The 11,987-nt window shown below is 62.6% G+C and carries 11 protein-coding genes; 5 read left to right on the top strand and 6 right to left on the bottom strand.

The genetic code is table 11. From position 1 onward, the window contains the following. Positions 1–15: 15 nt before the first annotated feature. From LB543_RS04105 to tpiA, 5 genes are all read right to left on the bottom strand, one after another. On the bottom strand, positions 16–555 hold the full coding sequence (locus tag LB543_RS04105) for a DUF1697 domain-containing protein (protein ID WP_224613144.1): 540 nt from the start codon (positions 553–555) through the stop codon (positions 16–18). An 8-nt stretch (positions 556–563) separates the two neighbouring features. Continuing rightward, the gene (locus tag LB543_RS04110; RefSeq protein ID WP_140757438.1) at positions 564–2,201 is read right to left on the bottom strand and encodes a CTP synthase; all 1,638 of its coding nucleotides are present in this window, start codon (positions 2,199–2,201) and stop codon (positions 564–566) included. 301 nt (positions 2,202–2,502) lie between these two features. Next, on the bottom strand, positions 2,503–3,633 hold the full coding sequence (locus LB543_RS04115) for a L,D-transpeptidase (protein WP_224613145.1): 1,131 nt from the start codon (positions 3,631–3,633) through the stop codon (positions 2,503–2,505). A 211-nt stretch (positions 3,634–3,844) separates the two neighbouring features. Next, positions 3,845–4,294, bottom strand: coding sequence for a preprotein translocase subunit SecG (secG, locus tag LB543_RS04120; protein ID WP_224613146.1), 450 nt, complete (start codon positions 4,292–4,294; stop codon positions 3,845–3,847). 167 nt (positions 4,295–4,461) lie between these two features. Beyond that, positions 4,462–5,232, bottom strand: a complete 771-nt coding sequence (tpiA, locus tag LB543_RS04125; RefSeq protein ID WP_140757441.1) for a triose-phosphate isomerase — start codon at positions 5,230–5,232, stop codon at positions 4,462–4,464. Positions 5,233–5,375: 143 nt separating this feature from the next. Here tpiA and LB543_RS04130 point away from each other — a divergent pair, with 143 nt between their 5' ends. From LB543_RS04130 to glp, 5 genes are all read left to right on the top strand, one after another. After that, positions 5,376–7,268 carry a SurA N-terminal domain-containing protein gene (locus tag LB543_RS04130; RefSeq protein WP_224613147.1) on the top strand — a complete coding sequence of 631 codons (1,893 nt, stop codon included), beginning with the start codon at positions 5,376–5,378 and terminating at the stop codon, positions 7,266–7,268. Then, the gene (gene trpD, locus LB543_RS04135; RefSeq protein ID WP_224613148.1) at positions 7,265–8,275 is read left to right on the top strand and encodes an anthranilate phosphoribosyltransferase; all 1,011 of its coding nucleotides are present in this window, start codon (positions 7,265–7,267) and stop codon (positions 8,273–8,275) included. Before LB543_RS04130 ends, trpD begins: the two co-directional genes overlap by 4 nt. Positions 8,276–8,278: 3 nt before the next feature. Beyond that, positions 8,279–9,127 (top strand): indole-3-glycerol phosphate synthase TrpC, encoded by an 849-nt coding sequence (gene trpC, locus LB543_RS04140; protein WP_224613149.1) that lies wholly within the window; start codon positions 8,279–8,281, stop codon positions 9,125–9,127. Positions 9,128–9,193: 66 nt separating this feature from the next. After that, positions 9,194–9,676 carry a cyclic pyranopterin monophosphate synthase MoaC gene (gene moaC, locus LB543_RS04145; RefSeq protein WP_224613331.1) on the top strand — a complete coding sequence of 161 codons (483 nt, stop codon included), beginning with the start codon at positions 9,194–9,196 and terminating at the stop codon, positions 9,674–9,676. Next, entirely contained in the window at positions 9,676–10,881 is a 1,206-nt protein-coding gene (glp, locus tag LB543_RS04150) for a gephyrin-like molybdotransferase Glp (protein ID WP_224613150.1), read from the top strand. Before moaC ends, glp begins: the two co-directional genes overlap by 1 nt. Before the next feature lie 46 nt (positions 10,882–10,927). Here glp and LB543_RS04155 read toward each other — a convergent pair whose 3' ends face one another. Continuing rightward, the gene (locus LB543_RS04155) at positions 10,928–11,758 is read right to left on the bottom strand and encodes an alpha/beta hydrolase (RefSeq protein WP_224613151.1); all 831 of its coding nucleotides are present in this window, start codon (positions 11,756–11,758) and stop codon (positions 10,928–10,930) included. Positions 11,759–11,987 lie beyond the last annotated feature (229 nt).

Genomic DNA, 11,987 nt, shown 5'->3' on the forward strand with positions numbered 1-11,987 from the left:
AACGCCGCCCCAGATTTATGCCCTTGTCATCTCGGCCAGCTTGCGCACCGTATTCCAGTTGCGCGAGGTTCCGATGCCCATGCGCTTGTGATTTGCGGCCGCAAGCAGCCGCGAGCTGGGCCTCTCCCGTGAAAAGACGACCCAGATGTCGCCGCCGACCAGAAGCACCTTCTCGTCCACTGCGGCATAAGCCTGAAAGCCAGATATCGCATCCTCGGCCACGGGTTTGCGCATCACGCGCACCACGACCTGGTCGCCGGCTTCCACCGACTCGCTCGGGAATGGATTGCCGTTTGCGAGTTTGCACCAGTCTCCGGCGGCACGGACGATGATGTCGACATGGCGGCCAAAGGTCTGCTCGAAGGCGGATTCCAGCCGCTCCTCGAGTCCGGCGACCGAGATCTTCTCGCTCTCGAAAACCAGATTGCCGGTCGCCAACAGGGTGCGGACATTCTTCAGGCCAAGGCCTTCCGCCATCGCCTTGAGGTCGGACATGACGACCCGCCGCCCCTCTCCCAGGGTGATGCTGTAGAGGAGCGCCACATAGGTCCGCATGGTAGCGATCAGACCAGCCGGCTCTGCTCCACCGCCGCCTCGATGAAGCTGGCGAACAGCGGATGCGGATCGAGCGGCCGGCTCTTCAGCTCGGGATGATATTGCACGCCGATGAACCAGGGATGGTCGGGGTATTCGACCGTCTCCGGCAGCACACCGTCGGGCGACATGCCGGCAAAGACCAGCCCGCAATCCTCCAGGCGCTGCTTGTAGTCGATATTGACCTCGTAGCGGTGCCGGTGACGTTCGGAAATCTGGGTGTCGCCGTAGATATCGGCGATCTTCGAGCCCTTGGCGAGCTCGGCCTGATAGGCGCCGAGCCGCATGGTACCGCCGAGATCGCCGCTCGCCCTACGCTTTTCCAGCATGTTGCCCTTCAGCCATTCGGTCATCAAACCGACGACCGGTTCCTTGGTCGGGCCGAATTCGGTCGACGAGGCATGTTCGACGCCGGCCAGCGATCGCGCCGCCTCGATGCAGGCCATCTGCATGCCGAAGCAGATGCCGAAATACGGCACCTTGCGCTCACGCGCGAATTTCGCCGCCAGGATCTTGCCTTCGGAGCCGCGTTCGCCGAAGCCGCCGGGCACGAGGATGCCATGCACCTTCTCCAGCCAAGGCGTCGGGTCCTCCTTTTCGAAGATTTCCGATTCGATCCAGTCGAGCTTGACCTTGACGTGGTTGGCCAGCCCACCATGCGAAAGCGCCTCGATCAGAGATTTGTAGGCGTCCTTGAGGCCGGTATACTTGCCGACGATGGCGATGGTGACCTCGCCCTCCGGATTGTGGATGCGGTTCGAGACCGCCTGCCACGGCTCCATGCGCGGCTTAGGCGCCGGGTCGATGCCGAAGGCGGCCAGCACTTCCGAATCGAGACCTTCCCTGTGATAGGCCATAGGCACGTCGTAGATATGCGGCACGTCGAGCGCCTGAATGACGGCGCTCTCCCTAACATTGCAGAACAACGACAGTTTGCGGCGCTCTTCCTTGGGGATGGCACGGTCGGCGCGCACCAGAAGAATGTCAGGCGCAATGCCGATGCCCCGCAATTCCTTGACCGAATGCTGGGTCGGCTTGGTCTTCAGTTCACCCGCCGTCGGGATATAGGGCATCAAGGTCAGATGCACGTAGACAGCGTTGTTGCGCGGTAGATCGTTGCCGAGCTGGCGGATCGCCTCGAGGAACGGCATCGCCTCGATGTCGCCGACCGTGCCGCCGATCTCGCACAGCACGAAATCATAGTCGTCATTGCCGTCGAGGACGAAGTTCTTGATCTCGTCGGTAACGTGCGGGATGACCTGCACGGTCGCGCCGAGATAGTCGCCACGCCGCTCGCGCTCGATGATGTTCTTGTAGATACGCCCGGTGGTGATGTTGTCCTGCTGATTGGCGGAACGGCCGGTGAAGCGCTCGTAATGACCAAGGTCGAGGTCGGTCTCGGCACCATCATCGGTGACGAACACTTCGCCATGCTGGTACGGCGACATCGTGCCGGGATCGACATTGAGGTAGGGGTCGAGTTTTTTGATGCGTGCGCGATAGCCTCGCGCCTGCAGGAGAGCCCCAAGGGCCGCTGCGGCAATGCCTTTTCCAAGTGAGGAAACCACGCCGCCTGTGATGAATACATATCGCGCCATGGGAGTCATCGCTTAACGCGGCCTGATTGATTCCGCCAGAGAAAAAACCGCCGCGAAGGCTTTTTCCCAAAAAGGCGCTCGGACCTTGATCCCCAAAAAGTGGGATCCGGTTTTCGGACGGGATCACGACCAAACGGGTTGACCGGGACCTTAGAGCAATTCCAAGAAAAAGCGCATAGCGGTCTTCCGTCCGGAATTGACATAAAAACAAAGACTTGGAGCGGGTTGGCGATTCTACAAAACGTTGGACCGCTCCAAGCAAAACAAAAGGGCCGGCTGAGCCGGCCCTTTCGGCATGATGATGGAGACGTCAGATGATGACGACTTTGGTGCCGACCCGGACTCGGCTGTAGAGATCCATGACGTGCTCGTTCATCATACGGAAGCAGCCATTGGAGGCGCTGGTGCCGATAGACTGCGGCGCGATGGTGCCGTGGATACGCAGATGCGTGTCCTTCTTGCCGTCATAGAGATAGATGGCGCGGGCGCCGAGCGGGTTCTGGCCACCGCCGGCCATGCCGTCCTTGTACTGGCCGTAGTGCTTGGGCTCGCGCTTCTGCATGTCGAGCGTCGGGATCCAGCGCGGCCATTCCTGCTTGTCGCCGACCGCGACCGTGCCCTTGAACTGCAGGCCTTCGCGACCGACCGCGATGGCGTAGCGACGCGCGGTCGTGGACGATTCGACGAGATAGAGCCGGCGAGCGCTGGTGTCGATGACGATTGTACCGGCATCATAGCCCGTGAATTCCACGTCCTGAGGCACGAATTCCGGCTTTACCTTGAACGGCTTCTTGGCGTTCTTCTGGGCAAGTGCCGAGTCGAGCGCGCGTGTCTCGGGCAGATAACTGATCGATGAGCCAGATAAGGTTCCACCGAACAGACCAGCAAACAGACCGCCGCTCGACTGCTTCTGGCCACCGACGACCTCGCTGCGCAATTCGCCATTGTTACCGGTCAAAGCGACATTCATCGCCTCGGCCGGGATCGGCTCGGCCGACTGGATCGGCGTGACCGGTTCAATCGGCTCGATGACCTTGATGGTCTTCTTGGCCGGTTTGGCATCGGCTACTTCAGATGCTGATGCTTTCTGGCCCTTGCTGGCCAGGAATGCCTTCCGGTCCGCGTCAGCCCTGGCTTTCGCCGCTTCGCGCATCGCCAGCTTCCTGGCTTCGAGCGCCTTGGCTTTGGCGTCTTCCTTGCCAGCGGCGATCTTGGCCTCGATCTTCTTGATCTGGGCGAGATCGTCCGGTGTCGGGTTTTTCTTCTTCTTGAGAAGCTTCAACTGCGCCGCATCGCTCTTGGCCGCGACGGGGATGGCGTCAGTTTTTTCAAGCGACACCGACTGTTGTGCGGCCATGTTTGCCGGCATGCCGGCGAAGGCCGGGGAACTCATGCCGATTGCGGCGCAAAGTCCCAGGAAAATGAAGCTGCGAAGCTGCATGGCGAAGATCCGATCGTTCAATGCTTGTTGCCCACGGCGTCGCCCGACGTCCCCCAAGGACGCCGAAAATGCCGCGTGCAATCTATAGTCGAATAAGCGCGGATGCCTCAAGCGCGAGACCACACTGCCGCCCGTCGAATCTTCGTGATCGCGCAGCATTTGCCGCGACTGTGTTCAAACGATCACAGATCGCGGTTTGGAAACGTGGAGGTTACTGGTTCGGAACCTGAGGCGCCGCCGGCGCGGTGTTGGTGGTCCCATTGGTCGTTGGCGCGGTGGCCGGGGCCGTTGCCGGAGGCTTTGCCGCGGCGTCGTTTCCGGACGGCGGCGTCGGCGTGGCGTTGCCGGCGGGTGCCGGCGTGGTCTTACCCGGCAGTTGGGTGAGCACGCCCTTGCCGTCCGAGGTCGTGGGAACCCGATCGAGAATGTCGATCGGCTTCTCGCCGTAGCGGGCAATGATCGACAAGGTCAGCGAGGTCACGAAGAACGCAGCCGCCAGGATCGCCGTCGCCCGGGTCAAAGCGTTGGCGGCGCCGCGCGCCGTCATGAAGCCCGATCCGCCACCAATGCCGAGACCGCCGCCTTCGGAGCGCTGCAGCAGCACCACGCCGACAAGGGCGAGCACGACCATTAGATGGATGACGATCAGTACGGTTTGCATAGTTTATCCTGGCAAGGCCTTGCCCGGCCGCGGACACGACCGGTGAATTGGAGGCGGCTCAATACAATGCTTTCACGGCATTTCCAAGCCCGTGGCCGGAATATGGGAAGCAACGCGCCCTTTGCAACGAATTTGGACGGGACGAGAGCCGCCCATCCTCGTGAATCTCAGCCTGCAATGCTGCGATAGGCTTCGGCGATATCCAGGAAATCAGCCGCTTTCAGGCTGGCGCCGCCGACCAGCGCGCCATCGACATTCCGGACGCCCAGCAGTTCCACCGCGTTGGACGGCTTGACCGATCCGCCATAGAGAATGCGCATTCTAGCAGCGGCGGTCCCCAGCTTTTCCGACAGCTTTTCGCGGATATGCGCATGCGCTTCAGCCACATCGGCGGCGGTTGGCGTCAGGCCGGTGCCGATCGCCCACACTGGCTCATAGGCAATGACGGTGTTGGAGTGCGTCGCGCTTGGCGGCACCGAGCCGGCCACCTGGCGCGACAGCACCTCCAGCGTGGCTCCAGCCTCACGCTCCTGCCGCGTCTCGCCGATGCAAACGATGGCCACCAGCCCGGCACGCCAGGCCGCGGCGGCCTTGGCCTGGACCGTCGCGTCGTCCTCGCCCCTTTGTTCGCGGCATTCGGAGTGACCGACAATGACATGGCTCGCGCCCGCGTCCTTCAGCATCTCCGCGGAAATGCAGCCGGTATAGGCGCCGCTTTCCTTGCTATGGCAGTCCTCACCGCCGGCATGGACAGGCGTGCGTGACAGGATCTCCGCAGCATGGGAAAGCAGCGTCGCGGGAACGCAGACCAGTGCTTCGGTCTCGGCGTCGAGCCCGCTCATGAAACCGTTGCCGATCATCCTGAGCTCGTTCAGCGAGGCGCTGGTGCCGTTCATTTTCCAGTTGCCGGCGACAAGCGGGCGAATTCCTGGCGTCATGGTGTGCTTCTCCGGGCGATATCAGGCTCTGGCCCTCACTACCAAAATCAGGCCACAAAGCAATCGACAGTGGACCGGAAGGGCGCTATTGCGCTTGTTTCAGACTCGGCGCACGCGAAAATGCGCATAAATCGGAAGTAACCATGCTTGGTGTATTGAGAAACGCGGCGGGTACCTGGGTCGCGAAGACCTTGCTTTCGCTGCTGGTGGTCAGTTTCGCTGCCTGGGGCATCTCCGGACGGCTGATGGGCGGCTTTGCGGGCCACGATTCGGTGATAATCGCTGGTGGCACCAAGGTATCGATCAACGAATACCGCCTCGCCTATGATCGCCAGCTCGCTGTCATGTCGCAGCAGTTCGGTCAGCGCCTCACTCATGAACAGGCAAAGGCGCTCGGCATCGACAACCAGGTGCTCGCGCAGCTCGTTTCCGGTGCCGTCCTCGACGAACAGGCACGCAAGCTGGGCCTCGGCCTCTCCAAGGACCGGCTGGCCGAACTTACCCGCGAAGATCCGGCTTTCAAGGGTCCTGGCGGTCAGTTCGACCGAAGGACATTCGACTACATGCTGCACGAAGTCGGTATGCGGCCCGAGGATTACCTGAAGAACCGCGCCCAGGTGGCGGTGCGCCAGCAGATCGTCGAGGCGGTCTCGGACGGCCTCAAGGCCCCGGACACGTTCTTCAAGGCGGTCGCGCTCTACCGCGGCGAAGACCGCACCGTCGATTATTTGACGTTGCCGAAGACGCTGGTCGAGCCGATCGAAGCGCCGAGCGACAGCGTGCTCCAGGCCTATTTCGAGGCCAACAAGAAAACCTACACCGCGCCTGAATACCGCAAATTCTCCTATGTCCGCCTGGAACCGGTGGACATCATGGATACGACCGCGGTCACCGACCAGCAGGTCAGCGACGATTACAACAAGAACAAGGCACGCTACACCACGCCCGAAATGCGCACCATCGAGCAGCTTGTGTTCAAGACGCCGGATGCGGCCAAGGCAGCGCTCGATTCGCTCAAGGCCGGCGCCACCTTCGACAAGCTGGTGACCGCCGAAGGCAAGACTCCGGCCGACACGCTGCTTGGCACACTCGCCAAGGACAAGATCGCCGATAAGGCTGTTGCCGATGCCGCCTTCGCGCTCAACGTCAATGAAGTCAGCCAGGTCGTTCAGGGTACCTTCGGTCCAGTGCTGCTGCGCGTGACCGAGATCAAGCCCGAGGCGGTGAAGCCGCTCGCCGAAGTGTCCGACCAGATCCGCAAGGACCTGGCGCTGGGTGAGGCAAGCCGCATCCTTTTGGATGTGCATGACAATTATGAGGACACCCGTGCATCGGGCAGTTCGCTGGCCGACGCGGCCGCCAAATTGAAGCTTAAGGACATCACCATCGATGCCATCGATCGCAATGGCCTGAGGCCCGATGGCTCGATCGTCAAGGATCTGCCGGAATCACCGTCGCTTATCAAGGCAGTCTTTGATGCGGAACCCAACACCGAAAACGAGGCGCTGACCACGGCGGATAACGGCTTCGTCTTCTATGAGGTCGGTTCGATCACACCGGCCCGCGACCGCACTCTTGATGAGGTGCGCCAGAAGGTTGTCGCCGACTGGACGGCGGCCGAGACCACCAAGCGGCTCGCCGCCAAGGCGGGCGAACTCGAGAAGCGCCTCAAGGCCGGCGCCACGCTCGATGTCATCGCCGGTGACCTCAAGCTGGAAAAACAGACCAAGCGCGGCTTGAAGCGCGAAGCCGATGATGCCGATTTCGGCAAGGAAGGCGCCGCCGTGATGTTCGGCGTCGGCGAAGGCGGCACCGGCTTGATCCCCTCGCCCACTGGCGACGGCCAGATCCTGTTCAAGGTTGCCGAAGTGTTCGAACCGGCCGGCGCCGACGCCAGCTCGGTGCCGGACGAGGCGCAGAAATCATTCACCTCCGGCATGTCCGACGACCTGCTCGATCAATTGGTGGCGCAGTTGCAGACGCAGTACGACGTCCGCATCGACCAGGCCGCCGTTGCCCAAGCCTCGACAAGATGAGCGCGCTGAAAGCCCATATCGCCAAGGTCGCGACCGGTACCGCCCTGTCCTTCGAGGAGGCCTGCGAGGCCTTCGACATCATCATGTCGGGCGATGCGACCCCAGGGCAGATCGGCGGCTTCCTGATGGCGTTGCGCGTGCGCGGGGAAACGGTGAACGAGATTTCGGGTGCTGTCGCCACCATGCGCGCCAAAATGCTGCGCGTCGATGCCCCTGATGGCGCCATCGACATCGTCGGCACCGGCGGCGACAATTCGCACTCGGTCAACATCTCGACGGCTTCCGCCTTCGTCATTGCCGGCAGCGGCGTGCCGGTCGCCAAGCACGGCAACCGCGGTCTGTCCTCGTTGACCGGCGCGGCCGACGTGCTGATTGCCCTCGGCGTCAAGATCGACATCGCGCCGGAGATTATTGGCAGATGCATCTATGAAGCCGGCGTCGGCTTCATGTTCGCGCCGGCGCACCACCCGGCGATGAAGCATGTCGGTCCGGTTCGCGGCGAGCTTGGCACGCGCACCATCTTCAACCTGCTCGGCCCGCTTTCCAACCCGGCCAGCGTCAAGCGGCAGATGGTCGGCGTGTTCATGCCGGAATGGATCATGCCGGTGGCGGAGACGCTGAAGGCGCTCGGCACCGAGCATGCCTGGGTCGCCCATGGCGATGGCTATGACGAGATCACCACTACCGGCGAGACGCAGGTCGCCGAATTGGTTGGCGGCGAAATCCGCAGCTTTACGCTGACCCCGGAAGAGGTTGGACTGAAGCGCCATACCAAGGATGAGCTGCGCGGCGGCGATGCCGCCTACAATGCCAAGGCCTTGCGCGACATGCTGGGCGGCGCCGCCGGCGCCTACCGCGACACGGTGTTGATGAATGCCGGCGCCGGACTGGTGATTGCGGGCAAGGCGACGACGCTCGGTGACGGCATCGCCATCGCCGCGCAGGCCATCGACAGCGGCCGGGCGCTGCAGGTGCTCGACCGGCTGGTCGAAATTTCGAACGGGTGAACCGTGTCTGACATTCTGCGCAAGATCGAAGCCTACAAGCGCGACGAGATCGCCGCCGCCAAGGCGCGCGTGTCGCTGGCCGAGATCAAGGCACGCGCAAAAGACGCGGACGCACCGCGCGGCTTTCTCGCGGCGCTCGAAGCGAAGCGCAGATCGGGCGGCTTCGCACTGATCGCCGAGATCAAGAAGGCAAGTCCGTCCAAAGGCTTGATCCGTGCCGATTTCGATCCGCCGAGCCTGGCCAAGGCGTATGAAGAAGGCGGTGCGGCCTGTCTTTCCGTGCTGACCGATGCGCCTTCCTTTCAGGGCGCGCCGGAATTCCTCACCAGGGCAAGAGCCGCCGTCGCCCTGCCCGCGCTGCGCAAGGATTTCCTTTTCGACCCCTACCAGGTCTACGAGGCGCGGGCCTGGGGCGCGGACGCCATTTTGATCATCATGGCCAGCGTCGATGACGCCATGGCCAGCCGACTCGAATCGACCGCGTTCGAACTCGGCATGGATGCCTTGATCGAGGTGCACGACGAAGCCGAGACGGAGCGCGCGCTGAAACTGTCATCGCAATTGATCGGCATCAACAACCGCAATCTGCGGACATTCGAGACCAGCCTCGATACGTCGGAGCGGCTGCGGGCGATGGTGCCGGGTGGTCATTTGCTGGTCAGCGAAAGCGGCATCTTCTCGCATGACGATTGCCTTAGACTGCAAAGGATGGACATTACCGCCTTCCTGGTGGGCGAGAGCTTGATGCGCCAACGGGATGTGACCGCTGCAACGCGCTTGCTGCTCACGGGCAAGGCGTCCGATGCATCGGCCCGAAAATCGGAATCGATTTTCGGAGAGCACGATGCATAGAGTCAAAGTGATAGAGCGCACTTTGTGCGTCCGAATGGACGCACGTCGCTCTATGGCGATTTGACGATGGCGGCCGGCCTCACTCATCTCGGTGCGCAGGGCGAGGCCAACATGGTCGATGTCGGCGACAAGGACGAGACGACGCGCACCGCGATTGCCGAGGGTTTCGTCTCGATGCAGCCAGAGACGTTGAAGACCATCCTCGCCGGCAATGCCAAGAAAGGCGATGTGCTCGGCACCGCGCGCATCGCCGGTATCATGGCGGCGAAGAAGACGCATGAGCTTATTCCGCTCTGCCATCCTCTGCTGCTGACCAAGGTTTCCGTCGACATCGAGCCCGACCATGCGCTGCCCGGCCTGAAGGTCACCGCCCTGGCGCGCGTCACCGGCAAGACCGGGGTCGAAATGGAGGCGCTGACCGCCGCGTCCGTGGCCTGCCTGACCATCTACGACATGGCCAAGGCGGTGGACCGCGCCATGGGCATCTCAGGTATCCGGCTGGTCGAAAAGACCGGCGGCAAGTCCGGCGACTACAAGGCAGATGCCTGATGGCGCTGGTTCCGGTCGCCGAGGCGCTCGAACGCCTGCTCGACGGCGCCATGCCGCTGGCCGGCGAAAGCGTCCCTCTCATCGAGGCTGTCGATCGTGTGCTGGCGCAACCGGTCATGGCGCTTCGCACCCAGCCGCCCTTCAACGCTTCGGCCATGGACGGCTATGCAGTACGTGCCGCTGACGTGGCGTCGGTACCGTCGAAACTCTCGGTGATCGGCATGGCGCCGGCCGGGCGTGGCTTTGATGGTACGGTCGGCCAGGCACAGGCCGTACGCATCTTCACCGGCGCACCGCTGCCTGACGGCGCCGACACCATCGTCATCCAGGAAAACGTCCGGGATCTCGGCGGTGGCAATATCGAGGTGGTCGAGCCCACCGCCGAGTGGCGCAACATCCGCCGCGTCGGTCTCGATTTTTCCAAGGGCGACGTGCTGTTGGAAAAGGGGCGCGTGCTCGACTCGGCGGCACTGTCGCTGACTGCATCGGCCAATCATCCCCAAGTGAGCGTGGTGAAACGGCCGCTGGTCGCCATCATCGCCACCGGTGACGAGCTGTTGCCGCCCGGAAGCGAACTCGGGCCGGACCAGATTATTTCGTCCAACGCTTATGGCGTCGCTGCGGTGGCACAGTCGGTCGGTGCCCTCGCGCTCGATCTCGGGATCGCCGCCGACCGCAAGGACGCCATCGCCGGCCTGGTCAGGAAAGCGGTCGCGGCGGGCGCCGATGTCATCGTCACGCTGGGCGGCGCCTCGGTAGGTGACCACGACCTGATCCATGAGGTGCTGACCGGCGAAGGCATGACCCTCGGCTTCTGGAAGATCGCCATGCGCCCCGGCAAGCCGCTGATGTTCGGACGCCTCGGCGATATCAGATGCATCGGCCTGCCCGGCAACCCGGTGGCAAGCCTGGTCTGCTCGCATCTGTTCCTGAAGCCGCTTCTGGCAAGGCTGGGCGGCCGCGCCTACCGTCAGGACGTCCGTCAGGCGCGGTTGGGCATCGCAATGCCGGCCAATGATCTGCGCCAGGATTATGTGCGGGCGGTGGTCAGGGAAGACCACGGCGAACTGGTGGCGACGCCGTTCGGCATCCAGGATTCTTCGATGCTGAGGATGCTTGCCGACGCCAATGGGTTGGTCCTGCGTGCGCCTTTTGCTCCTGCATCTGTTGCAGGAGACGCTTGCAGCGTTCTGATATTGCGCTGAAGAATTTTCCCATAATAAGCTGATAACAAGACAAAAATGATCTCGGCTATTCCGAGATCAAGGTCCGCGTCAATGCGTGCGCCGGGTCGGCCAGGCCATCGACAACGTCGTAATGATGCCGATCGGGCTCGATCACGGCGCTGGTGGTGGCGCCAAGCCCGGTCCAGATATTGGCCAGCAACGCATTCTGGCGCAGGAACTCGGAACGCTCCCCGCCGCCGGCCCAGCAAGTGATGCGGACACCGTCCATGGGCCGCAGCAGTGCCGGGCTTTCCGTCAGCGCCTCATGCTCGTCGATTTTCAGCACCGTGTTCATGTCCGTGCGCATCAGCGGACGCAAATCATGCAAGCCTGAAATCGAAACGACATGGCGTATGCGCCGCGCGACATCGGCCGCCAAAGGTGTTGATGTCGTCACCATGCGGCTGGCGAGATGTCCACCGGCCGAATGTCCGGTCAGCATCAGCGGCCCATCGACTAAGGCCGCCGCCTTGGCGATCGCCGCCCCGATTTCGCTGACAATGCCGGCGATGCGTATGTCCGGGCATTGCGTATAGGACGGCATCGCCACGGCGAAGCCGTTGCCGACCCCGCCACCGGCGAGGTGCGACCACAAGCTCTTGTCGGTCTCCATCCAATAGCCGCCATGGATGAACACCACGAGTCCTCTGGGAGCGCTATTGGGAAGGAAAAGGTCGAACCGATTGCGCGGCCGATCACCATAGGCGATGTCGAGCCGTGCCCGGCCCTGCGCCGACAGTGCGTCACGAAACGCTTGCGCGGGTTCCGCCCAGGCGGCCGGCCAACGGTCGCTGCCGGCGATATTGGCGCCGTTGGCGTAGGCATTGTCCCAGTCGGCAATGCGGTGGTCGAGCATCGGCACCCTCCCCGAAGCGGCATCGTTTCAACACTAGCAATGGCCGCCGCCACGTCTTGCGTCAATGCTCCACGGCAAAACATTTTAGGCTTGAAACAAATTTCGAGTGGTGCGATCCTGCCTACGGAACAGCCGACAAAATGGGAGGTCCGCTGTGCTGTCCGAACGTGTCGATGGTCACCTTTCCGGTGGCATGTCGACAAGGTGTTTTCCGGCTGCACGAAGCCTT

Origin of the sequence: Mesorhizobium sp. ESP7-2, assembly GCF_020164715.1 — a bacterium.
GTDB lineage: Bacteria > Pseudomonadota > Alphaproteobacteria > Rhizobiales > Rhizobiaceae > Mesorhizobium.